The organism is Streptomyces sp. NBC_00525 (genome assembly GCF_036346595.1).
In the GTDB taxonomy this organism is placed as follows: domain Bacteria; phylum Actinomycetota; class Actinomycetes; order Streptomycetales; family Streptomycetaceae; genus Streptomyces.
The window spans coordinates 2,024,643-2,047,873 of sequence record NZ_CP107834.1; the positions used below are offsets into that span (position 1 = coordinate 2,024,643).

Sequence of the window (23,231 nt, forward strand, 5' to 3'; positions counted from 1 at the left end):
CGGGCGTGGTCCGGGCGGCCCCCCGGCACGCCCGCAAGTGATGACTCACGGGCGCCCGGAAGGTTGTACGCGCCACCGGAATCCCGGCGGGACCCGTCACAGGTGGGTCGGCTCGAACATCTTCAGCAGGGCCGGGAGGACGACGACCGAGGGGCCGGGCCGTCCGAACGCCTCCGCCAGGTCCGCGGCGAGCGTCTCGGGGCTCGTCCGCACGGCGGGCACGCCGAAGGACTCGGCGAGGGCTGCGAAGTCGGGCCGGGCCAGCTCCGTGGCGGTGGTCTCGCCGAAGGCGCCGGTCAGGTACTCGCGCAGGATGCCGTAGCCGCCGTCGTCCACGATCAGCCAGGTGACCGGGAGGTTGTACTGCCGGGCGGTGGCCAGTTCCGCCAGCGAGTACATCGCGCCGCCGTCGCCGGAGACCGCGAGGACCGGCCGCGTCGGGTCGGCCACCGCCGCGCCGAGCGCCGCCGGGTAGGCGTAGCCGAGGCCGCCCGCGCCCTGGGCGGAGTGCATGGTGTTCGGGCGGCGGGCGTCGAACGCGGCCCAGGCCCAGTAGCCGAGGATCGTCATGTCCCAGAAGCTGGGCGAGGCGTCGGGCAGGGCGGTCCGGATCGCGGTCAGGAGCCGCTGTTCCAGGTCGCGCCCCTGGCCGGCGATCCGGTCCCGTACGCGGTCGAGGACGGCGGTGACGCGGGCGGCGGCGGCCGGGTCGGTGCGCGGGGCGACCGCGTCGAGGAGGTCGGCGAGCGCGTCGCGGGCGTCCGCGTGGATGCCGAGCGCCGGGAGGTTGGCCTCCAGCTTGCCGGCGTCCGCCTCGATCTGGATCACCCGGCCGCGCGGGGCGAAGGTGTAGTAGTTCGAGGAGAGTTCGCCCAGCCCCGAGCCGACGACGAGCAGGACGTCGGCGTCCTCCAGGAAGTCCGTGACGTGTCGGTCCTCCACCCACGACTGGAGCGAGAGCGGGTGGGTGTGCGGGAAGGCGCCCTTGCCGCCGTACGTGGTGACGACCGGGGCGTCGAGCCTCTCGGCCAGCGCGCGCAGCTTGCCGGAGGCGTCGGCGCGTACGACCCCGCCGCCGGCGAGGACCGCCGGGCGCTCGGCGCCGGACAGCAGATGGGCGGCGACGGCGATCAGTTCCGGGCGGGCGTGGAGTTCGCGCGGGGTGGCGTCCGGGGCGAGCACGACGGGCAGCGAGGTGGCCGCCTCCAGGACGTCCTGCGGGATCTCGACCCAGACGGGGCCGTGCGGGGCCGTCAGCGCGGACTCCCAGGCGGCGGCGATCGCGGAGGGGATCTGCGAGGCGGTCCGCACGGTGTGGACGGACTTCACCACGTCACGGAACGACGCCTGCTGGTCGCGCAGTTCGTGCAGCATGCCGTGCCGGCCGCCGCCGAGGCCCCGGACGGGAACCTGGGCGGAGACGGCGAGCACGGGCGCGGACGCGGCCGCGGCCTCCTGGAGCGCGGCGAGCGAGGTCAGCGCGCCGGGCCCGGTGGACAGGAACAGCGGGGCGGCCTCGCCGGTGATCCGGCCGTAGCCGTCGGCGGCGAAGCCCGCGTTGTTCTCGACGCGCAGGCCCACGTACTCCAGCGGCGAGCGGCGCAGCGCGTCGAACAGCGCGAGCGCGTGCTGTCCGGGCAGCCCGAAGACGGTGGTCGCGCCGAGGCCGCGCAGCGTCTCGACGACGAGGTCGCCGCCGGTCCGTCCCGGCGGGGGGTTCAGCGCGGCCGCGATCTGGGCCGGGGTGAGCGCGGGCCGCTCGTCGTGGTCGTGACTCAACTCTGCCGGGCCTCCGCGATCTGGCGGGTCATGATCGTCGTCAGCTCGTACGCGGTGTGCGAGGCGGCGACGGAGGTGATCTCCGCGTGATCGTACGCGGGGGCGACCTCGACCAGGTCGGCGGAGACCAGCCGGCAGGAGGACAGGCCGCGCACGATCTCCAGCAGCTCGCGGGAGGTGAGGCCGCCGGCCTCGGGGGTGCCGGTGCCGGGGGCGTGCGCCGGGTCGAGCACGTCGATGTCGATGGAGATGTACAGCGGCCGGTCGCCGATGCGCTGGCGCAGCTGGTCGGCGACCTCGTCCACGCCGCGCCGCATCACGTCGGCGGAGGTGACGATCCCGAAGCCCATCTTGGCGTCGTCGGTGAGGTCCTGCTTGCCGTAGAGCGGACCCCGGGTGCCGACGTGGGAGAGCGCCGAGGTGTCGAGGATGCCTTCCTCGACGGCCCGGCGGAACGGGGTGCCGTGGGTGTAGGCGGCGCCGAAGTAGGTGTCCCAGGTGTCGAGGTGGGCGTCGAAGTGGAGCAGCGCGACCGGTCCGTGCTTCTTGGCGACGGAGCGCAGCAGCGGCAGCGCGATGGTGTGGTCGCCGCCGAGCGTCATCAGCCGGGCGCCGGTGTCCAGGAGCGCGTCGGCGGCGGCCTCGACGGTCTCCACGGCCTCCTCGATGTGGAACGGGTTGGCCGCGATGTCCCCGGCGTCGGCGACCTGCGCGAGGGCGAACGGGGAGGCGTCCTGCGCCGGGTTGTAGGGGCGCAGCAGCCGTGACGCCTCGCGGATGGCGTTCCCGCCGAAGCGGGCGCCGGGCCGGTAGGAGACGCCCGAGTCGAACGGCACCCCGACGACGGCGACGTCCGCCGTGCCGACCTCGTCCAGGCGGGGCAGCCGGGCGAACGTCGCGGGCCCGGCGTAGCGGGGTACGCGCGAGGAGTCGACGGGTCCGCGCGGCGTCTCGTTGCTGGTCATGAGCGGTGTGCCCTTCCTCGGATGCGATGTGCCGGAGCGACGCTAGGCGGCCTCGGGGCCGGACTGAAGTGTACGTTTCGTCCACTGACCCACCGGAACGGATGAATCGCGCCGCACCGCCGGTCCCGGGCGCTCCCGCGCCGTTCCCGCCCCGATCCGGCCACCCGGTGTGCCGATCATCGCTTCATGTGACATATGTTGCAGTGGCAAAGGGGGGATGCATGGCGCGGGATTACGACAGCCAGCTGCTGGAGTCGGTGGGCGTACGCCGCCGCCGGATGCGGGACGCGCTGCTGTTCGGTACCGGACGCGCGCGGCGCACGGCGGACGAGCGCCTGGGCAAGGTCTTCGCGGGGATCGCGATCACCGCCGTGCTGTGCGCCGGCTGCGTCGGCTGGTCCTTCCTCCAGCACACCCTGGACAAGCAGAAGGCCGAGCAGGAACAGCGGCAGCGGCAGTCCCAGCAGTACGGCCTTCCGGCCCGCTGACGCCGCCGTCCCACCGGCCCTGGAATCCGGTCCTGGAGTCCGGTCCTGGAATCCGGTCTAGGAATCCGGTCCTGGAATTTGGTCCTGGACCGGTCATGGAATTCCGAGAAGTCACGACGATGGGGTTTCGCCAGTGAGTACGGCAATGACGTCCCGTGCCGAGATGAGCCGGGTGACCCTGGTCGGCGAGCGGCGCCGCGCCGATCTCGTCCTGCCCTCCGACACCCCGGTGGGGCAGCTCCTTCCGGACATCCTCCGGTTGCTCGACGACCGGGCCGCCTCGCGTCCCCTGACCAGGCAACTGCTCACCGCCGACGGCTCCGCCCTGCCGCACGACTCCACCCTGGCCTCCGCCGGCGTCGGCGACGGCGCCGTCCTGCGGCTCGTCCGCATCCACGCCGCCCCGCCCGCGCCGGTCGTCCACGACGTCACCGACCAGGTGGCCGACAGCCTGGACCTCCAGGCGTGGCGCTGGCGCCCGGCCGCCCGCCGGGTCACCGCCGGGGTGGCGACCGTGGTCTTCGCGGTGGCCGCCGCACTGCTCGCCCGCCGGGAGTTCCCGCTGGACGCCCTGGCCGGCGCGCTGGCGGGCGTCACGGTCCTGCTGCTGGCGGCCGGGGCGCTGGTCGCCCGGATCGGGCGCGGCCACCACGCGCCGGCGACCGCGCTGCTCCTGCTCGGCGCCGGGCTCGGGGTGCTCGGCGCCTGGACCGCGGCCGACGCCCACGACTGGCCGGGCGCGCTGCGGCTCGCCGCCGTCGCCGGGGCCCTCGCCCTCTCGCTCGCCCTGCTGGGGCTGCTGACGCCGTTGGGCCGGGGCGGCCTGATCGGCGCGCTGGCCACGGCCGTGCTGACCGGGGTCTGGGAGGCCGTCGCCGCCGCCGCTTCGGGCCCGGCCCGGCTCGGCGCCGTGATGGCCGTGTTCTCCGTCGTGCTGCTCGGCCTGCTGCCCCGGCTCGCCCTGATGGCGTCGGGCCTCACCGCACTGGACGACCGGCGCTCGGGCGGCGCCTCCGTCAGCCGCCACGACGTGCGCAACGCGCTGGCCGCCACGCACCGGGGCCTCGCCCTGGCGACCCTGGTCACGGCGGCGTCGGCCGCAGCCGGGGGCGTCCTGCTCACCTCGGCGGCCCGGCCGACGGTGTGGACGGTGCTGCTGGCGTGCCTGGTCGCGGTGGTGCTGCTGTCCAGGGCGCGGGCGTTCCCGCTGGTCGCGGAGGTGGTGGCGCTGTTCGCCGCCGCCGCGTTCGTCGCGGTGCGGCTGGTGGTGCTGTGGCTGGACCACTCCGGGGGCGCGGGGCCGATCGCGGCCCTGTGCGCGGCGGCGCTCCTGCCGCTGCTCGCGCTGGTGGCGGAGCCCCCGGAGCACGTACGGGTCCGGCTGCGGCGGACGGCGGACCTCATCGAATCCATCGGCGTGGTGGGGCTCTTCCCGCTCGCCGTCGGGGTGTTCGGCGTCTACGGACAACTGCTGAACAAGTTCTGACCACCCCCGACACGACGACGCGGGCGCTCCGGGAGAAAGCGACGACATGCCGAACGCGGACCACAACTGGCAGCACGACATCCTGCGCGCCCTGCGGGGCCCGGCGGTCCCCGCCGACACCCCGGGCCCGGCGGCCCCCGCGCCGTCGCCGCGTCCGGCTCCGGCCGCCGCCCCGGCCGCAACCGAGCGGCCCCGGCCCGCCGTGCCGGAGCAGCCCCGTACCCCGGCCCCCGCCGCGTCCACGCGGCCGGCGCGGACCACCGCCCCCGACTCGCTGCCCGCCCTCGACACCGCCATGGCCGCCGTCGCGCGGCGCCCCACGCGCGGTGAGCCCGCCGTCGTGCGGGGGGCACGCGCCCTGCGCCGGATCGTCTCCGGGTCCGCGTCCCGCGAGGTCGCCGTCCTCACCCGTACCGCCGAAGTGCTCCAGCGGCCGGTCACGACGGGGCGGCAGATCGCGGTCACGTCCATCCGGGGCGGCGCCGGCAAGACCACGGTGACCGCCCTGCTGGGCACCACGTACGCGCACTACCGCCAGGACCCGGTCCTGCTCGTGGAGGCCGACCCGGCCCTCGGCTCGCTGCCGCTGCGGCTGGGCGCGGCCTCGCTGCGGTGGACCACCGCCGACCTGGCGGACATCGTGGCACCGCAGATGTCGCTCCTCGACATCACCGGCTACCTCGTCCAGCTCCCGGACAACGCCTGGCTGCTGCCCGGCAGCCAGGGCCGGATCGGGGCGATGGTCGACACCGCCACGTACGAGCGGGTCATGGTCGCCCTGCGCCGCTACTTCGGCGTGACCGTGGTGGACTGCGAGACGCTGCCCGCCGAGGTCGCCCGCGCCGCGCTGTCCGCCGCGCAGGCCCGCGTACTGGCGGCGCCCGCCACCCTGGACGGGGTGGCCGGCACCTACGCCGTGCTCGAATGGCTGCGGTCCCTGCCGCCGCACGTCATCGAGGGGACCGTCGTCGCGCTCTCCGTCATGAGCCCGCGCCCCGGCATCGACGTCGAAGCGGCTGCCGAACGCCTCGCGACGACCGGCGCGCGCGTCCACGTCCTGCCCCACGACCGGCACCTCGCGGCCGGCGGCCGGCTGCGCACCGACCTCCTGTCCCGGCCCGCCCGGCTGGCCGCCGCCCGCCTCGCCGCCGAGGTCTTCGAACTGTCCCGGAAGCGCCGGTGAACCCGGTACCGAGGGCCTGTCCCCCGCCTCCCGTCCGCCGCGCGACGCCCTGCCCGTACGCCCACGCCCACCCGGCCGCGACCCCCGGACGGAGCCGATGAGCACCCGCCTGATCCACCGCCCCGCCCGCACCACGCGCCCGCCGGCCGACTCCGAGCCGCGCACCATCGAGGCGCCGCCCAACCTGCCCGAGGGCAAGTCCGGGAACATCGCGATGTCGCTGCTCCCGGTCGCCGGGGTGATGTCGTCCGTGGTGATGATGACGGTGGTCCGCAACAGCCAGTTCGCCGGGCTCGGCGCGATCATCCTCGTCGTCACCGTCATCGGCTCGGCCGTCCTGCTGCTCTCCCAGCGCGGCAAGGCCCAGCGCACCCGCCGCACCCAGCGCGAGGCGTACCTCGCCTATGTGGAGGACCTGCGCGAGGAGCTGTCCGCCGAGGAGCGGGTCCGGCGCGAGCGGGCGGACGTGCTGAACCCGTCCCCGTACGCCCTGTACGACGTCGTGCGCGATCCGGCCCGGCTCTGGGAACGGCGCAGGGCCGACGACGACTTCCTGCGGATACGGGCCGGCACCGGCGAGATGCCGCTGCGCGACCTGCGGATCGGCGAGCAGGGCTCCTCCGTCCTCACCCCGCCCGACCTGTTCATGCTCAACGAGGCGTCGGCCCTGGTGAACCGGTTCCGCAACGGCACCGAACTGCCCCTGACCGTCCCGCTGGACCGGGCCGGCGACGTCAGCGTGGTCGGGCCCCGCGAGGACTGCCTGCGGGTCGTGCGCGCCCTGCTCGTCCAGGCCGCCGCCCTGCACGCGCCGGACGACGTGGGGATCGCGATCGCCGCCCCCGGCGAGCGGGCGGCCGACTGGGAATGGACCAAGTGGCTGCCGCATCTGCTCGACCCCGAGCAGTCCGACGGCCCGGTCGCCGCCCGCCGCATCGCCCCCTCCGCCCCGCAACTCGCCCGGCTGCTCGGCCCGGAGCTGCGCCGCCGCGCGTCCTACGCCGCCGAGGTGCGCCGGGGCCTGGCCGGGCGGGACGCGCTCGCGATGAACTCCCGGCTGCTGGTGGTGAGCGACGGCCACGGCGAGGACGCGGTCGAACTGCCGCGCCCGGACGACGCGGTGGGGCTGCGCGAGATGGGCGTGACCGTGATCCATCTCCTCGAACGCCGGGTCCAGGAGCCGGACCACGTCGGTGTCCGCCTCACCGTGGACGGCACGGACGTGGTCGTGGAGGACCTGCGCGGGACGGAGAGCGTCGAGTCGCACGGCACGGTGGACGAGGTCGGGGTGCCGTTCGCCGAGGGCCTGGCCCGGATGCTCGCGCCGCTGCGGCTGTCCGCCGAGTCCCTGGTGGACGCCCCGCTGGCCGGGCCCGTCGAGTTCGCCGCGATGCTCGGCATCCAGGACGTGGCGGCGCTGGACCTGGACCGGCTGTGGGCGCCGCGCGGCGAACGCGCCTTCCTGCGGGTGCCGATCGGGATCAGCGACGCCCACGAGCCGGTCCTGCTCGACCTCAAGGAGTCCTCCGAGCTGGGCATGGGCCCGCACGGGCTGTGCGTCGGCGCGACCGGCTCCGGCAAGTCGGAGCTGCTGCGCACCCTGGTCCTCGGCCTCGCCGCCACCCACCCGCCGGAGGACCTGGCGCTGGTCCTGGTCGACTACAAGGGCGGCGCCACCTTCGCCCCCTTCGCGGACCTGCCGCACGTGGCGGGCGTCATCACCAACCTGGAGAACCAGGCGGGCCTGGTCGAGCGCGTCCACTCCTCGCTCGCCGGCGAGGTCAAGCGCCGTCAGCAGGCGCTCAAGGACGCGGGCAACGTGGCCGACATCGGCGACTACGCGGCGCTGCGCGCCCAGCGGCGCCCGGACCTGGAGCCGCTGCCGCACCTGTTCGTGGTGATCGACGAGTTCGGCGAACTCCTCACCGCCAAGCCGGACTTCATCGACCTGTTCCTGTCCATCGGCCGGATCGGCCGCTCCATCGGCGTCCATCTGCTGCTGTCCAGCCAGCGCATCGAGAGCGGCAAGCTCAAGGGCCTGGAGACCTACCTCTCCTACCGGCTCGGGCTGCGCACCTTCTCCGCCGACGAGTCGCGCATGGTGCTGGACACCCCGGACGCCTTCCATCTGCCGCCGCTGCCCGGCTTCGGCTTCCTCAAGGTGGACACCAGCCACTACACCCGCTTCAAGGCGGGGTACGTCTCCGGCGCCTACCGGGGGCCCGTACGGACCGCCGACGCGGAGGAGACCGGGCCGCTCGTCCTGCCCTACGAGGCGTACAACACGCTCGCCGGCCCCGACAGCGCCGCGCGGGAACGGGAGCCGTCGGCCCGCCGCCGCGAGACCGGGCCGACCGAACTCGGCGTCATGGTGGACCAGTTGACCGGCGCCGCGCCGGGCGTACGGAGCATCTGGCTGCCGCCGCTGCCCCCGGCCCTCACCCTGGACGCCGTCGCCGGACCGCTGGACGCCGGGCCGCGCGGGATGCGGCTGACCGGGGTGCGGCCGGACGCGGGCAGGCCGGGCACCCGGCAGCGCGGCCCGCTCCTGGTGCCGCTCGGTCTGCTGGACGACCCGGCCAAGCAGTGGCAGGGGCAGTGGCTCCTCGACCTCACGGTGGCCGGCGGGCACGCGGCCGTCATCGGCGGGCCGCAGTCCGGCAAGACGACGCTGCTGCGCACCCTGGTCCTGTCGCTGGCGCTCACGCACACCCCGCAGGAGGTCGGCGTGTACGGCCTCGACCTCGTCGGCGGCGGCCTCCAGGCCCTCGCCGGGCTGCCGCACGTCGGCGGGGTCGCGGGCCGCGCCGACCGGGAGCGGGCCGCGCGCACGGTCGAGGAGGTGCGCGCCATGCTCGCGCTGCGCGAGGACCTGTTCCGGGAGCACGGCATCGACTCCGTCGAGCAGTTGCGCACCCTGCACGCGGCGGGCCGGCTGCCGGAGCTGGCCTCCGCCGAGATCGTCCTGGTCATCGACGGGTTCGGCGCGCTGCGCGACGACTTCGACGAGCTGGACGACGCGGTCGCCGACATCCTCAAGCGGGGCGGCGGCTACGGCATCCACGTCGTCGCCGGCATGCTCCGCTGGAACGACGTGCGCATCGCCATCCAGTCCAACTTCGGCACCCGCGTCGAACTGCGGCTCAACGACGCCGGGGAGTCGAGCATCGACCGCAAACTGGCCGAGACCCTCTCCCCCGACGAGCCCGGCCGCGTCCTCACCGACGGCAAGCTGTTCGCGCAGGTCGCCCTCCCCCGCACGGACGGGGTCGCGGAGACGGCGGAACTGGGCGCCGTCCTGGAGCGCGCGGCCCGTACGGTCCGGGCCACCTGGCACGGCGAGGTCGCCCAGCCCGTACGGGTCCTGCCGCATCTGCTGGAGCCCCGGCTGCTGCCCAGCCCGGCGGCCGAACCGGAGCGGGTGCCGCTGGGGCTCGACCAGTCGGCCCTCGCCCCGGTGCTGCTCGACCTCTTCGGCCACGACCAGCACCTGCTGGTGCTCGGGGACAGCGAGTGCGGCAAGACGAACCTGCTGCGGACGGTCGCCGAGGGCCTGGCCCACCGCTACGGCGAGGACGACCTCGTCTTCGCCGTGATGGACCCCCGGCGCTCGCTGCGCGGTGTGGTCCCGGAGGAGCTGAACGGCGGCTACGCGTACAACTCCAAGCTCTGCATGGGTCTTTCGGCGGCCATCGCCTCGGAGCTCGAGAAGCGGCTGCCGGACGAGAACGCGCCGCTGGAGGACCTGGAGCCGGGCAGCTGGGGCGCGGGCCCGCGCATCGTGGTCCTGGTGGACGACTACGACGTACTCACGACGGCGGGCCAGTCGCCGCTGGCCGCGTTCCTCCCGTACATCCCCTCGGCCATGGACATCGGCCTGCACTTCGTGCTGTCGCGGCGCGTGGCGGGGGCGGCGCGCGGGATGTACGAGCCGCTGGTGCAGAGCCTGCGCGAGTCGGGGGCCTCGGCGCTGGTCATGTCCGGCGACCGCAGCGAGGGCCAGCTCTTCCCCGGTGTGTACGCCTCGCAACAGGCGGCCGGCCGGGGCGTGTTCATCCGGCGCGGGCGCCCGAACCGGCTGATGCAGACGGTGTACGCGCCTCGCTGACCCGCGCCCCGGCCCGGTCACCGTGGCGATATGGCCGATTGCAGATTGCAGTAGCGACGCACGCATTGATAGACATGAGTACGGAGAGGACACGTTCGTTCGATCGCTGGGGGGAAACGAATGAAGTTCGACATGGGGTCCACGGTCCTGTCGACCCTGATCTCGCACTCACAGGGCTCCAGTACGGATCTGGGCACGCTCATCCGGCAGTTGATCCAGGCGGCGGAGCCGCTGGAGGGCAAGTTCAACGGCTCCGGCAAGGTCGCGTTCGACGACTTCAAGAACCGCTCCGACGAGATCACCGCCGCGCTCAACGCCTCGCTGTCCGGCATTCTCGGCGGCCAGCAGGGCATGGACGCGGCGTTCGGCTCGGGCGACCAGGAGCAGGGCGAGAACGCCCGTACGCAGATGGCGTCGGCCAACTTCGACGCGGCCCGGTTCGGCGGCCGCTGACCCGGCGCGGGCTTCCACGCATCCGTACACATTCCTGACGGGGAGAGACAAGAGTCATGGGGAACGCGGGCAACACCGACCGGCGCTCGTACGACATCGGCGCGTCGACCGAGGTACAGGGCAATCTGCAGGTGGTCATCGCCCAGCTGGAACTCGTCATCACGGCGCGGGACGGCCAGGTCAAGGCCGCGATGAGCGACTTCGCGGCGGACGGCGTGGCCGACGAGTACCACGGCAAGGAACTCCGCTGGAACGCGGCCTCGCAGGAGGTCAAGAACATCATCCACCTGCTGCGCTCCACCCTGGAGAAGAACGACGGCACCGCCCAGCAGACCCTGGCCCGCGCGAAGGCGGCCGTGGACAACATCGGCTGACGTACACGACTTCGGGGGAGGCGGCCGGTGACGGCTTGGGACATCGAACCACAGGGTGTGCAGGGGCAGCTGAAGAAGGTCGGCACGCACGCCGGTGACCTGGAGAAGGCGTTGAACGCCCTGGTCACCGCGATGTCGGAGGCGGCGACGCACGCTGGTACGGCGGTCCCCGGCTCGGCGGCGTCGCTGCCGGTGGCCGGGCCGGTGGCGGTGGGGGCGGAGCCCCTCTCCCACCCCACCCTGGGGCCGGTCGCCGCGGCGCTCGGCGCGTACGTGACCGGGCGGAAGCCGCAGCTGAAGTCGATGGCGGAGCGCATCCAGGCCGCCGTGCTCGGCGCGGCGACGGCGACGAGCGAGTACGTGGAGGGCGACCTCGACACAGCCAAGCGGGCCCAGGACGCCGCCAGGTCCGTCCGCCTGGACGTGCTCAAGGACATACGGGCGGGCAAGTGAGCGACAACGAGGCGGTCACCCCGTCGGGCATACCCGTCTTCACCGGCAACCTCGCCCTGCTGGACACCAGCGTGACCACGCTGACGAAAAGCGCGGCGTCGACCGCCACCGCCGCCGGTGACGTCCACAGCAGCTTCGGCGGCCTCCAGGCGTTCTACAAGGCTCCGGAGGCCGACCAGCTGTTCGCGACGACGCAACCGGTCGCGGACCGCGGGACCTCCCTGAAGTCGGAGCTGGAGACGATCACGGCCGCGCTGTCCGCGTACACGACCGACGCCGCCCCGCTGGTCGAGAAGCTGAGGGAGCTGAAGCGCGAGGCCGAGTCCTTCGTCGTACGGATCAAGGACGACAACAAGTGGCGCGAGGACGGCGACCTGGTCGAGGAGAACAACCGCCGCCACGACGAGATCGCCGAGACGTGGGCGGCGTTCCAGGCGGTGGAGCGGGCCTGCCACGACAAGATCGTCGCCCTGGTCGGCGGCCCCGCGCTGAAGACCGACGACGGCTCCGGCAAGAAGGGCACGTACGGCTACGACGCCGAGACCCTCAAGCACGCCGAGGGCCTGCCCTGGGGCGACCCGGTCGAGGAGTCCAAGCCCTGGTGGCACCTGCACGAACACGCCTGGGATTTCGCCAAGGGGTTCTTCGTCGACGGCGTCTGGGGCACGATCGAGGGCCTGGGCACCCTGGTCGGCACCGACGGCTGGGACTCCGCCAAGCAGGCGTGGTCGGGCCTGGGGAAGCTCGCCACGGGCGTGGTGATCACCGCCACCCCGTTGGCCGGCCTGTACTGGGGGCTGCCGGACGATCAGCTCCCCGCCTATCTGCGGGACTCCCGCAAGGCGATGAAGGAGACCGGCAAGGCGCTCCTGGCCTGGGACCAGTGGAGCGAGAACCCGTCCCGGGCGCTGGGCGCGGTGGCGTTCAACGTCGTCACGACGGTGTTCACCGGCGGCACGGGCGGCGCGGCCTCCGGCGCCGGAAAGGCGGCCGTCGCGGCGAAGGCCCTGTCCACGGCGGGCAAGGTGGGCCGGGTCGTGGACCCGATGACGTACGTCTTCAAGGGCGCGGGCATGGGCCTGACGAAGATCGGCGACGGCCTGGCGGCGCTCAAGGGCCTGGGGCAGCTCGAGATACCCACCTTCCCCGAGGGCACGGTCGCCCTCCCGGAGGGCGCGTTCAAGCTCCCCGACGGCACCCTGCACCTGCCGGAGGGCGCGGCGGTCCCGGCGGCCGCGTTCGAGGTCCCGGCCAACTCCTTCAAACTCCCGGACGGCGCGAAGGTCCCTTCGGGCGCGATAGACCTGGGCGACGGCGTGGTCCGCCTCCCGGAGGGCGTACATCCCCCAGAGGGCGCCCTCCGCGTACCCGAAGGCGCGCTCAAACTCCCCGACGGGACGACGGCCCTCCCCGAGAACGTGATCAAGGGAGTGGACGAGCACGGCAACACGGTCTACCTGGACCGCCCGGGCAACGTCCTCGCCGAGGACGGCACCCTCCTCCAGCACAACTCGGCGGCCCGCCAGGAGGGGGCGGGGGCACGGGCTTCGGCGTCGCCGGAAGAAGCGTTGACCGGTGCCACCACGCGGACGAGCCAGACCACGCACTTCGCGGGACGCGGAGCAGGAGGCAGCGGACACAGTCTCCCTGAACCGCCATCGGGGGCCGTGAACAATGCCGCACGAGGCAGTGGGCCGGGGTCGCCGCACTACGAGCATCCGGCCGACGCAACGAATCGGCCCGAGGGCCCTGACGACCCACCACACGAACCGAAGCAGGACGACAGAGCGGGGGCGTCTGACAGTGGCGGCGAAGGGCCACCCCATGATCACCCGGCTACGGCACCACGCCTGGAAGGCGAACAGAGCCGACCGAGGCTCGCGCTCCCCCCATCGGACGGCCCGCTCACTCTCAGGGATGTCCGTAACACTGGTCGCACGCGAGACCGTTGGGAACGCGGCGAGGAATTTCATCGTCAACTGTGGGGCGGGGATGCGGAACGCCACTATCCGGTCCCAACGAGTTCACACCCTCGCTACCCTGTGACCGCCACCGGCGGACGAAAAGTGGACGTCCCCGTCGACCTTCCCGATGGGCGCACCCTCGCCGTGGAGGTGAAAACATACGGGCCGTACCGAACCATCACTCTCAAGGACGGCACGCGCCAGTCGGTCAGGAATCAGGTACCTTTGAGCCAGCACATTCGGGAGCAGATACACAAAGACTTGGCCCTAAGACGCGCCGACCCCCGATACGATCCACGGTGGTCGTTCACGCACGCTGGCCCGTCCGATGAACTTCGGGCTTACCTGACCGAGGCAAGAATCATCTTTCTCGAGTACGGCGAGGCGCCCAAGAAGAACTAGCCGTTGCGCACTCGAATAGCACCAGACTTCCATTTCGAGATCAAAGGCAGGGCCCGATCGAATGCACGGCGAGAAAATTCCGGAATCCGGCCCACACACCTCCGAGTGGACCGCCGGCATGCACCTGCACGCAGCAGGCCTCGCAGAAATGCTGGGCCTGAGCGAGCGGCAGTACACGGAAGACCCTCTGATTCTCCTGCCAGGTCTCCAGAACTACGTGGACCGCCTTCCGCTCGCAGAGTTCGAGCAGTCGGACTGGATCACCCTTCACACGGACCTCACCGCTTACCTGGGGGACCTCATGGTCCTGCGCCATCAGGCGACCTGGGTGGATGTGGAGGACTCCACGTCTCCTGCTGGGTACCGGTGGTTCATCGAGGCGACCGGCCTCGACGGGAACCGCTATCGCGTAGAGCCGTACGACGTCGCCATGGAGGAATTTGAGCATCTCCCCATCGAGATCGGGCGAATGATCGCAAACGCCGAAGTCGTCCTGCACCTTACACCCTCACCCGACACACAATCTGGTTACCAGTAACGCAGGTTCGACATCAGCAAGGGAACTCTTCCATGACGGTAGTTGTTACACGCCACGACCTCCAGGGGGAAGTCGACACGGAGGCACTGGCAAACCGACTGAGCGAGCGCCTGGTCGAGGAAATCAACGACCTGGAGGAGTCAGCAGCCCTGCTCGATTTCACGTTCGGTTCCTCCATTCTGGGGTTCCGTGCCCGCTGTGCCATCGATCCGCGGGCCTCCAAGGTGGAGACGTGGGAAGCCACGGTCAACGCCATGCAGGTCAGCTCAGCACTGTTCGCCGCGAGCATGGTGAACGAAGGAACGGTCGAGTGCCGGATCAACAGGAAGCTGCGCACCATCCCCGCCGCCGGTCCGCTTTCCATGGCCGACGCGGGCAACTGGCTGTCCGCCTTCTGGCTGGCCGTCATCTGCCGTGACCAGGAACGGATGACGCAGCTCAGCGAGATCCCGCTGGAACGGCTTCGGTCACCGCAGGGACAGTACGACGAGTACATCTACCACTGGGTCGACACCCTCCAGACCTGGTGGCTCCGCGGCCCCGGCCTCGCCGACAAACTGATCGCCACCATCGAGGCATCCGACCCGTCCGTGGCCCGGATCGCCCCCCGAGACCTGATGGACGGCATCCTCTACCCGCCCATCAACCTCTTCTACCACTACGTCCGCCAAGACCGAGACGGCTTCGCCCCCGCCCTGGCAGACGCACTGAAGCTCCACAAGGCGTACTGGACCCTCACCGAGGACCGGGCCGCCGACATCGACGGCAGCATCGCCCTCGGACCCCTCGCCATCGCCTGCCTCGCCCACGACGCCGACTTCCCCCTCGATGTCGAATCCGACTACCTGCCCAAGCATCTGCTCCAGCGCAGCCGGCTCGGCGAGTTCCCCACCTGACACCTCAAAAGGCAGCTGCCGTCGAGTGGCTACGCAGTGCTCTGGCAGTTCAGCAGGCCGGCGCTCACAGTTGGTGTGACCGGCGATTCGACGCTTGCCGAATCTGCCAACGTCGCTACTCCGACATCAGCAGAGAGCTCTTCCATGACCACGACCACCATCGCCCGTCACGCCCTGTTCACGGGCCTCGACCACAAACAGTTCGTGGCGGATCTGGAAAAAGATCTGTTCGAGGAGATCGATGGCCTCGAAAGAAGTTCTGGTCTCATCAGCCTGACCTTCAGCACCACAATGATGTCACTGCACGCCAGGTGCCTGATCGATCCTGATGCCGCTGCGATCGAGACATGGGAATCGACGGTCAACGCGCTGCAGTTGGGCTCGGCACTGTTCGCGGTGGCCGGCGCCGAGGAGGGGACCGTGCAGTGCCGGATCAACAGGAAGCTGCGGACCGTCCCGATCGCCGGACGCCTGTCGGCAGCCGACGCGGGCAACTGGCTGTCCGCCTTCTGGCTGGCCGTCATCTGCCGTGACCAGGAACGGATGACGCAGCTCAGCGAGATCCCGCTGGAGCGGCTTCGGTCACCGCAGGGGCAGTACGACGAGTACATCTACCACTGGGTCGACACCCTCCAGACCTGGTGGCTCCGCGGCCCCGGCCTCGCCGACAAACTGATCGCCACCATCGAGGCATCCGACCCGTCCGTGGCCCGGATCGCCCCCCGAGACCTGATGGATGGCGTCCTCTACCCGCCCATCAACCTCTTCTACCACTACGTCCGCCAAGACCGAGACGGCTTCGCCCCCGCCCTGGCAGACGCACTGAAGCTCCACAAGGCGTACTGGACCCTCACCGAGGACCGGGCCGCCGACATCGACGGCAGCATCGCCCTCGGACCCCTCGCCATCGCCTGCCTCGCCCACGACGCCGACTTCCCCCTCGGCGTCGAATCCGACTACCTGCCCAAGCACCTGCTCCAGCGCAGCCGGCTCGGCGAGTTCCCCACCTGACACATTCGGAGGGAGGTCGCGGCCTACCCGAGGGGCGCTCCAAGAAGGCCGCGCCTGCGACGCTCAGGGCATCAAGGGCTGGATCAGACAGCGGGGCCTGGGTGCGGACAGACGTGAAGCCCCTGATAGGACGGTTCTCACCACTAGATCGTTCGCTGCGCACCAGAGGCTTGATGGAGTACGTGGCCCGACTGCCGGCCGACCACCACCGCCGGATCGGTACCTCGAAGGGCTCCGGGCACTGGGCCCTGGCCGCCAGGCCGTCTTCGCGCTGCGCTGGTTCCATGAGCGCGGCTGTGGGGCATGGCCTGGCCCGCGATGCCGGCGTCTCCCAGGCCACCGGCTACCGCTACCTGCACAAGGTCCTGGACCGCTGCCAACAAGAGGGTAAGACAGCGTAATGAAAAAGGGAGAAGTCCCCGCCCCCGACCTCAAACGCTGGACCGAGGAGGGGCGCCTCACCATCATAGATGTCGCGGATATCCTCGGAGTGCCCCCGGATATCTACACAAGTGACCCATTGAATTTGACACCCGCCCGGCAGAGTTACACAACAAGGCTACCTTTTCACGAATTCGAACAATCGGACTGGATAACTTTCCAAACGGACCTGATGGCCTACGTGGCTGACTTTTTTATCCAGCGCCACGGGGCGAAACGGGTCGTGATCAACGACTCCACGACACCGCTCGGCTACCGCTACGCAATCGAGGCGACCGGCCGGGACGGGCGGGTTCGGACAGCAGATCCGGCCGAAATCTTGCGAGAAGAACTCAAGAATTCCCCTATCGAGATCGTTAGAATGCCCGCAAGCGCAGAACTCACGTTGCATTTGACGCGACAGGTGAACGAGGAAGGCCCTGCAAATCCGAGGGATTGAGGCCCACCTGCGGCAACCCCCCGATCGCAAGGGTCTCCGCGTGTCCACGGTCCATCCTGCGGCTGGAATCGAGTGAGGCGTCGCCGCGGGGGTATACACACGACCGTCGGCGACTACGGCGAGGACGAGTTGACGCTGCGCTTGCGTCATGCGCCGGCCGCGCGCCTTGTCCTCGCCGCGCATGGACTCGCCACCACCGAAGCGTCTGTGGACGCCAGTGCACCGGCGTTCCTCCTCAGACGTACGGACAAGGCTCTCCTCGGTCCGGCAGTGCGTGTGCCGGCGAGCCCTCCGGGGGAAACCGAACGAAGCGAGCGACAGGATTCTTCAGTGACACGGCACGTGACTCGACACGGCAGCGCGGGACCCGACGACGAGGCATACGCACGGTCCCTGAGTGAGGGCCTGCTGAGGACCATCGGAACCCTGGAACGCTCGCCCGGAATGTTCGACAGCGCCCTGGGCAAGTCCCTTTTGAACGCTCGGGCCCACCTGGCCATCGATCCGGACGCCTCAGAACTGAGCACCTGGGAGGCCGTGGTCACGGCGTTGCAGACACATTCCTCACTATTTGCGACTGCCGGAAAGAGCGAGGAAAGGGTCCTTTGTCGCATCGCCGGAGCAGATCGGTCCATCCGAACAACCGGACCAACGCGCTCCGTCAACCCCGGTCACTGGATCAACGCCTTCTGGCTGGCCATTGTCTGCCGTGATCAAACACGGATGAGCCAGTTGAGCGGCGTTTCGCTGGAGCTGTTGAGGGCGTCACGAGCGCGGTACGACGAGTTCATGTCCGATTGGGTCGACACGCTTCAGCCCTACTGGGACAAGCGTCCGGCCTCGCAGGGAAACTCGTCGCCACCATCGAAGGCTCGCATCCTGACGTCGCGCAGGTGGCGGAAAAAGATCTCATCGACAAGATTCTCTATCAACCGGTAAACCTCTTCCATCTCTTCGTACGCAAAGACCGAGAAGGTTTCAACCAGGCCCTCGTCGAGGCTCTGGAGCTGCACAAGTCGTACTGGACCGCAACCCCGGAGAGAGAAGCCAGCGTCGAGGGCTGTCTGGCGCTCGGACCCCTGGCCATGACCTGTCTCGCCCTCGACGCGGGATTCCCGATCGAAGTCGAATCCGACTATCTGCCTACCTACCTGCTGAATCGCGCCTGGGTGGGCGAATTTCCCACCTGAGAGCCCCCAACCCGCAGCGCATCCGACAGGTGCGCCGTTCGTCTCGATACGCCATCCAGAAGTTCGACATCAGGGAGCCTTCGTGACCGTGATCATTCCTCGCCATGGCAGGCCTGGGCCCGACGACGAAGGCTTTGCACGAGCCCTGACCGAGGAGACCATCGAGGAGATCTCCTCGATCGAGCAGTCGCCGCACATGCTCGACGCCATGTGGAACTCCGTGCGAACGTGCGTCGGCGCCCGTTCGACGGTCGACCCCGCGTGCTCAGGCATCGAAACCTGGGAAGCCGTGGTGAACGCCATGCAAGTGGGATCGGCGATCTTCCGCGCCGCCACTGCCACGGGCGACACCTTCGAGTGCCGCATCCATCACGAGATGCGCACGCTCCCTGTCACCGGCCCCAGGGTCTACGCCAACGCGCCCTCGTGGATCGATGCGTTCTATTTCGCCCTCATCTGCCGCGACCAGGAACGGTTGACCGAACTGTGCGAGGTGCCCATGGCCGTGCTGCGCGACTCAGGCGCACAGCACGACGAATACCTCTACCATTGGGTAGCAACGTTGCAGGCATATTGGTCACGCCAGCAACCCGCAATGGTCGAGGCCCTCACCGCAGCCTTCCGCACCTCCGACCCGGACATGACCGAAATCGCCCCGCGAGACTGGCTGCAGACCATCTCGTACCCGCCGATCAACCTCTTCTACCGGTTCGTCAAACATGACCACGCCGGTTTCAACGACGCGCTGACGGAAGCACTTGAACTTCACAAGAGGTACTGGACAAAGGACGAGGACCGCGAGAAAAGCACCAAGGGCCTGTGGGCCATCGGTCCACTGGCCATGGCATGCCTCGCCTACGACGGCGATTTCCCCGTCGACGTCGAATCCGAATATCTCCCCCAGCACCTCCTCCAACGCAGCTGGGTCGGAGAGTTCCCCATCTGACGCGCGACTCACCGCCCAGCCCCGTGGACGCCAGCGTCCGGTGCGACGGGCTGCTCGCGTCGACCGAAGGGGCGCCCGCTCCCACGTGCTCGGTGTCACCCTGGACAGTGCCGTGACTGCCGGGTAACTTCTGAGTGGGCTGAGCAAGCGCTTAGCCATGTCGTAGGAGACGTCGCCGACCAAGGAGGCACCCGTGCGCCGTACGGTATTCAACGAGGACCACGAGGCGTTCCGGGAGACCATCCGCGCCTTCATCGCGGCCGAGGTCGTGCCCGTGTACGACGAGTGGTTCGCCGCCGGGCAGGCGCCGCGCGACTTCTATCTCAAGCTCGGTGAGCTGGGCGTCTTCGGGATCAACGTGGACGAGGAGTACGACGGCGCGGGCATCGACTCGCACAAGTACGAGGCCGTCATCTACGAGGAGACCGCGCGTGCGGGCGTCTCGTTCGGCGGGTCCGGGGTGCACACCCTGCTCGGGCTGCCGTACATCAAGATGCTGGCCACCGCCGACCAGAAGAAGCGCTGGCTGCCGAAGTTCGTCACCGGCGAGGAGATGTGGGCCCTCGCGATGACCGAGCCGGGCACCGGGTCGGACGTGGCGGGCATGAAGACCACCGCCAAGCTCTCCGAGGACGGCACGCACTACGTGCTCAACGGCGCCAAGACGTTCATCACCGGCGGCGTGCACGCCGACCGCGTCATCGTCTGCGCCCGCACCTCCGCCCCGCGCGAGGACGACCGCCGCTTCGGCATCTCGCTGTTCGCCGTGGACACCAAGTCCGAGGGCTACTCCATCGGCCGCAAGCTCGACAAGCTCGGGCTGCGCGTCTCCGACACCGCCGAGCTGGCCTTCGTCGACGTCAAGGTGCCCGCCGAGGACCTGCTCGGCGAGGAGAACAAGGGCTTCGGCTACCTCGGCACCAACCTGGCATCCGAGCGCTGGGGCATCGCCTTCGGCGCGTACGCCCAGGCCGCCGCGGCCGTCCGGTTCGCCAAGGAGTACGTGCAGGAGCGCACGGTCTTCGGCAAGACCGTCGCCTCGTTCCAGAACACCAAGTTCGAGCTGGCCGCCTGCCAGGCCGAGGTGGACGCGGCCCAGGCCGTCGCCGACCGCGCCCTGGAGGCGCTGGACGCCGGTGAGCTGACCGCCGCCGAGGCCGCCTCCGCGAAGCTGTTCTGCACCGAGGTCGCGCACCGCGTGATCGACCGCTGCCTCCAGCTCCACGGCGGCTACGGCTTCATGAACGAGTACCCGATCGCCCGCCTCTACGCCGACAACCGCGTCAACCGCATCTACGGCGGCACCAGCGAGGTCATGAAGTCGATCATCGCCAAGTCCATGGGCCTGTAGGGACCTCGTACCCCCCATGAGCACCGCACTCGATTCCCTGCTCGATCTGCTCGACCTGGAGCGGATCGAGCAGGACATCTTCCGGGGTGCCAGCCGCTCGGCGGTCGTGCCCCGGGTCTTCGGCGGACAGGTCGCGGCCCAGGCGCTCGTCGCCGCGGGCCGCACCGTCCCCGCCGACCGGACCGCCCACTCGCTGCACTCGTACTTCCTGCGCATGGGCGATCCGGGCGCCCCGATCGTCTACACCGTGGACCGCATCCGCGACGGCCGGTCGTTCACCACGCGCCGGGTCGTCGCCGTCCAGCACGGGCAGCCGATCTTCCACCTGTCCGCGTCCTTCCAGACGTACGAGGAGGGGCTGGAGCACCAGACGGCCATGCCGGCGGCGCCCGACCCCGAGACGCTGCCCACGGCCGCCGAGATGCTGCCCCGCCACGCCCACCGGTTCAGCGACCCTGGCATGGTGGACCGACTGATCGAGGCGCGCGCCGCGGTCGATCTGCGGTACGTGGACGCGCCGCCGTTCGGCACGGTCGGCGTGCCCCGCGAGCCCCGGTCGCAGGTGTGGTTCCGGACCAACGGCAAGCTGGCCGACGACCCGCTGCTGCACGTGTGCATGGCGACGTACGTCTCCGACATGACGCTGCTCGACTCCGTGCTGCTCGCCCACGGGCGCGGTGGATGGGCGGTCGGTGACGTGGTGGGCGCGAGCCTGGACCACGCGATGTGGTTCCACCGGCCGTTCCGGGCCGACGAGTGGCTGCTGTACGACCAGGAGTCGCCGTCCGCGTCCGGCGGGCGCGGGCTCGGCCAGGCCCGCATATACACGCGGGAGGGCCGCCTGGCGGTCACCGTCATCCAGGAGGGTGTCGTCCGCGTCCCCCGCTGACCGGCCGGCCCCGGCCGCGCGTCGGACACCGGCCGCCCGGCTGCGGACATACTCACCGGCATGACTGACGCGAAAAGCAGTGGCGGCGGGTCCACCTTCACCGTCGTCGTCGCGGCCCTCGCCAACCTCGGCATCGCCGTGGCGAAGGCGGTCGCCGGGCTGATCAGCGGATCGAGCGCGATGCTCTCCGAGGCGGCCCACTCGGTGGCCGACACCGTCACCGAGGTACTGCTGCTCACCGCGCTCAAACGCAGCGAGAAACCGGCCGACGAGGACCATCCGCTGGGGTACGGCCCCGAGCGGTACATCTGGGCGCTGCTCGCCTCCGTGGCGACGTTCGTCGGCGGCGCGGTCTTCTCGATCTACGACGGGGTGCACACCCTGCTCGCGGGCGAGGAACTGGGCGACCCGCTGCTCTCGTACCTCGTGCTCGCCGTCGCCTTCCTGCTGGAGGGCTTCTCGCTGCGGACCGGGCTGCGCCAGGTCCGGGAGGAGGCCGTACGGCTCGGCGCGCCCGCCCGGCACTATTTCCGCCGCACCCCGGACACCGCGGTCAAGGCCGTCGTGATGGAGGACTCGGCGGCCCTGGTGGGGCTGCTGCTCGCGGCGGGCGGGCTGCTCGGCGGGCAGCTGACCGGGTCCGGGGTGTGGGACGGCGTCGCCTCGCTGCTGATCGGGGTGCTGCTGGTGTACGTGGCCTGGGTGCTCGGGCGGTCCAACGTGCAGCTGCTGATCGGGCGGCCGGTGTCGCGGCCGATGCGGGAGGGCATCCGGGAGGAGCTGCTGGGCGTCGACCACCTCATCTCCGTACTGGAGCTGACCACGCTCATCCAGGGGCCGGACGAGATCCTGGTGGCCGCGAAGGTCGACTTCTTGGACACGGTCAGCGCCGAGCAGGTCGAGTCGGCGTGCGAGCGGGCGGAGCGCCGGCTGCGGCAGCGGTACGCGTCGATCAAGCGGGTGTACCTGGACCCCACGTCGGGCCGGGAGGCGCGCCGCCGGGCCCGCGCGGAGGAGGAGGGGCCGGGGGCCTGACGGAGCGGCCCCGGCGCCTCGGGCCGGCCCCGTCGCGTCAGAGCAGTCCCGCCGCCGCCAGCAGGTAGTCCGTCATCGGGTCGTAGAAGCGCGGGTCCAGGACGTGGTCGTCGAGCGGGACGGCCACCTGGAGGGTGCCCTCGGCCTCGCCGAGGAACAGCGCCGGGTCGTTGCAGTCGGCGTACCCGATGGCGTCCAGGCCGCGCTGCGCGGCGCAGCCGGCCCAGCCGTGGTCGGCGACGACGAGGTCGGGCAGCGGGCGGCCCTCCCGTTCCAGGCCGTCCAGGACGGCGGCCATCGGGGCCGGGGAGTGGGTGTGCCAGAGGGTCGCGCCGCGCTCCTGGACGGCGACGTCCGCGAACTGGAAGACCATGCCCTCGTCGGCCATCAGCCCGCCCGGAATCCGTACGATCTCGCAGCCGGCCGCCCGCAGCGCCGCCGCCGTCTGCCGGTGGACGTCCAGGAGGCCGCCGGGGTGGCCGGTGGCGAAGAGGACCCGTTCGCGGCCCTCGGCGGCCTTGCGCAGCAGGGCGGCGGCCCGTTCCAGGGCGTCGACGGTCAGCTCGGGGTCGATGGTGTCCTGGCCGAACCGGTGCTCCGGATCGTCGCTGACCCCGCACCTTTCGGCCATCACGGCGAGCACGTCCTGCTCGTCGCGCCACCGGTCGCCCAGCTCCAGGCCCAGCCAGTAGTGCCGGTCGCCGTTGGCCAGGCTGCGGTAGTGGGCCAGGTTGTTGTCGCGCGGGGTGGCGACGTCCCCCGCGATGCGCGTACGGACGAGGTGCTCGACGAGGGCGGCGCGGCTGGGTATCGGCATGGGGCCATTGTGCCGTGGCCGGT

The 23,231-nt window shown here is 70.9% G+C and carries 19 protein-coding genes and 1 pseudogene; 17 read left to right on the forward strand and 3 right to left on the reverse strand.

Annotated elements, in window-relative coordinates:
* Positions 1-96: 96 nt before the first annotated feature.
* Both OG710_RS08950 and speB read right to left on the reverse strand, forming a co-directional pair.
* On the reverse strand, positions 97-1,779 hold the full coding sequence (locus OG710_RS08950; RefSeq protein ID WP_330238838.1) for a thiamine pyrophosphate-binding protein: 1,683 nt from the start codon (positions 1,777-1,779) through the stop codon (positions 97-99).
* Positions 1,776-2,744, reverse strand: a complete 969-nt coding sequence (gene speB / locus OG710_RS08955; RefSeq protein WP_330238839.1) for an agmatinase — start codon at positions 2,742-2,744, stop codon at positions 1,776-1,778. Before speB ends, OG710_RS08950 begins: the two co-directional genes overlap by 4 nt.
* 221 nt (positions 2,745-2,965) lie before the next feature.
* Here speB and OG710_RS08960 point away from each other — a divergent pair, with 221 nt between their 5' ends.
* The 17 genes and pseudogenes from OG710_RS08960 to OG710_RS09040 all read left to right on the forward strand — a co-directional run bounded on the left by OG710_RS08960 (position 2,966) and on the right by OG710_RS09040 (position 22,391).
* Positions 2,966-3,232: a hypothetical protein gene (locus OG710_RS08960; protein WP_330238840.1), complete on the forward strand. Its 267-nt coding sequence runs from the start codon at positions 2,966-2,968 to the stop codon at positions 3,230-3,232.
* Positions 3,233-3,377: 145 nt separating this feature from the next.
* Positions 3,378-4,718 carry a type VII secretion integral membrane protein EccD gene (gene eccD / locus OG710_RS08965; protein ID WP_330238841.1) on the forward strand — a complete coding sequence of 447 codons (1,341 nt, stop codon included), beginning with the start codon at positions 3,378-3,380 and terminating at the stop codon, positions 4,716-4,718.
* A 46-nt stretch (positions 4,719-4,764) separates the two neighbouring features.
* On the forward strand, positions 4,765-5,901 hold the full coding sequence (locus tag OG710_RS08970; RefSeq protein WP_330238842.1) for a MinD/ParA family protein: 1,137 nt from the start codon (positions 4,765-4,767) through the stop codon (positions 5,899-5,901).
* 97 nt (positions 5,902-5,998) lie between these two features.
* Positions 5,999-10,009, forward strand: a complete 4,011-nt coding sequence (gene eccCa, locus OG710_RS08975) for a type VII secretion protein EccCa (RefSeq protein WP_330238843.1) — start codon at positions 5,999-6,001, stop codon at positions 10,007-10,009.
* Positions 10,010-10,129: 120 nt separating this feature from the next.
* Positions 10,130-10,462 (forward strand): hypothetical protein, encoded by a 333-nt coding sequence (locus tag OG710_RS08980; protein WP_111331411.1) that lies wholly within the window; start codon positions 10,130-10,132, stop codon positions 10,460-10,462.
* Between the two features lie 56 nt (positions 10,463-10,518).
* Positions 10,519-10,836, forward strand: coding sequence for a pore-forming ESAT-6 family protein (locus OG710_RS08985; RefSeq protein ID WP_330238844.1), 318 nt, complete (start codon positions 10,519-10,521; stop codon positions 10,834-10,836).
* Positions 10,837-10,863: 27 nt separating this feature from the next.
* Positions 10,864-11,289 carry a DUF6507 family protein gene (locus OG710_RS08990; protein ID WP_330238845.1) on the forward strand — a complete coding sequence of 142 codons (426 nt, stop codon included), beginning with the start codon at positions 10,864-10,866 and terminating at the stop codon, positions 11,287-11,289.
* Complete coding sequence (locus OG710_RS08995) at positions 11,286-13,655, forward strand: hypothetical protein (protein WP_330238846.1); 2,370 nt, start codon at positions 11,286-11,288, stop codon at positions 13,653-13,655. Before OG710_RS08990 ends, OG710_RS08995 begins: the two co-directional genes overlap by 4 nt.
* Before the next feature lie 61 nt (positions 13,656-13,716).
* Positions 13,717-14,193 (forward strand): hypothetical protein, encoded by a 477-nt coding sequence (locus tag OG710_RS09000; protein ID WP_330238847.1) that lies wholly within the window; start codon positions 13,717-13,719, stop codon positions 14,191-14,193.
* 32 nt (positions 14,194-14,225) lie between these two features.
* Positions 14,226-15,089, forward strand: coding sequence for an immunity 49 family protein (locus tag OG710_RS09005; protein ID WP_330238848.1), 864 nt, complete (start codon positions 14,226-14,228; stop codon positions 15,087-15,089).
* A gap of 144 nt (positions 15,090-15,233) precedes the next feature.
* The gene (locus OG710_RS09010) at positions 15,234-16,100 is read left to right on the forward strand and encodes an immunity 49 family protein (protein ID WP_330238849.1); all 867 of its coding nucleotides are present in this window, start codon (positions 15,234-15,236) and stop codon (positions 16,098-16,100) included.
* 400 nt (positions 16,101-16,500) lie between these two features.
* On the forward strand, positions 16,501-16,980 hold the full coding sequence (locus tag OG710_RS09015) for a hypothetical protein (protein ID WP_330238850.1): 480 nt from the start codon (positions 16,501-16,503) through the stop codon (positions 16,978-16,980).
* Between the two features lie 444 nt (positions 16,981-17,424).
* A pseudogene (locus tag OG710_RS31270) lies at positions 17,425-18,170 on the forward strand (immunity 49 family protein).
* 82 nt (positions 18,171-18,252) lie between these two features.
* Positions 18,253-19,116, forward strand: a complete 864-nt coding sequence (locus OG710_RS09025; RefSeq protein WP_330238852.1) for an immunity 49 family protein — start codon at positions 18,253-18,255, stop codon at positions 19,114-19,116.
* Positions 19,117-19,309: 193 nt separating this feature from the next.
* Positions 19,310-20,467, forward strand: a complete 1,158-nt coding sequence (locus OG710_RS09030; protein ID WP_330238853.1) for an acyl-CoA dehydrogenase family protein — start codon at positions 19,310-19,312, stop codon at positions 20,465-20,467.
* A 16-nt stretch (positions 20,468-20,483) separates the two neighbouring features.
* Positions 20,484-21,356: an acyl-CoA thioesterase gene (locus OG710_RS09035; protein WP_330238854.1), complete on the forward strand. Its 873-nt coding sequence runs from the start codon at positions 20,484-20,486 to the stop codon at positions 21,354-21,356.
* A gap of 60 nt (positions 21,357-21,416) precedes the next feature.
* A complete protein-coding gene (locus OG710_RS09040) occupies positions 21,417-22,391 on the forward strand; it encodes a cation diffusion facilitator family transporter (RefSeq protein WP_330238855.1) in 975 nt (324 codons plus the stop codon).
* 37 nt (positions 22,392-22,428) lie between these two features.
* On the opposite strand, the gene OG710_RS09045 is transcribed toward OG710_RS09040, so the two are convergent.
* Positions 22,429-23,208, reverse strand: coding sequence for a phosphatase (locus OG710_RS09045; RefSeq protein ID WP_111331393.1), 780 nt, complete (start codon positions 23,206-23,208; stop codon positions 22,429-22,431).
* Positions 23,209-23,231 lie beyond the last annotated feature (23 nt).

Coding starts and splice junctions, on each gene's coding strand:
- eccD (WP_330238841.1), top strand. CDS start 3,378: ATGACGTCCCGTGCCGAGATGAGCCGGGTGACCCTGGTCGGCGAGCGG.
- OG710_RS09015 (WP_330238850.1), top strand. CDS start 16,501: ATGAAAAAGGGAGAAGTCCCCGCCCCCGACCTCAAACGCTGGACCGAG.
- speB (WP_330238839.1), bottom strand. CDS start 2,744: ATGACCAGCAACGAGACGCCGCGCGGACCCGTCGACTCCTCGCGCGTA.
- OG710_RS08980 (WP_111331411.1), top strand. CDS start 10,130: ATGAAGTTCGACATGGGGTCCACGGTCCTGTCGACCCTGATCTCGCAC.
- OG710_RS08970 (WP_330238842.1), top strand. CDS start 4,765: ATGCCGAACGCGGACCACAACTGGCAGCACGACATCCTGCGCGCCCTG.
- OG710_RS09010 (WP_330238849.1), top strand. CDS start 15,234: ATGACCACGACCACCATCGCCCGTCACGCCCTGTTCACGGGCCTCGAC.
- OG710_RS09035 (WP_330238854.1), top strand. CDS start 20,484: ATGAGCACCGCACTCGATTCCCTGCTCGATCTGCTCGACCTGGAGCGG.
- OG710_RS08960 (WP_330238840.1), top strand. CDS start 2,966: ATGGCGCGGGATTACGACAGCCAGCTGCTGGAGTCGGTGGGCGTACGC.
- OG710_RS08985 (WP_330238844.1), top strand. CDS start 10,519: ATGGGGAACGCGGGCAACACCGACCGGCGCTCGTACGACATCGGCGCG.
- eccCa (WP_330238843.1), top strand. CDS start 5,999: ATGAGCACCCGCCTGATCCACCGCCCCGCCCGCACCACGCGCCCGCCG.
- OG710_RS09005 (WP_330238848.1), top strand. CDS start 14,226: ATGACGGTAGTTGTTACACGCCACGACCTCCAGGGGGAAGTCGACACG.
- OG710_RS09045 (WP_111331393.1), bottom strand. CDS start 23,208: ATGCCGATACCCAGCCGCGCCGCCCTCGTCGAGCACCTCGTCCGTACG.
- OG710_RS09000 (WP_330238847.1), top strand. CDS start 13,717: ATGCACGGCGAGAAAATTCCGGAATCCGGCCCACACACCTCCGAGTGG.
- OG710_RS09040 (WP_330238855.1), top strand. CDS start 21,417: ATGACTGACGCGAAAAGCAGTGGCGGCGGGTCCACCTTCACCGTCGTC.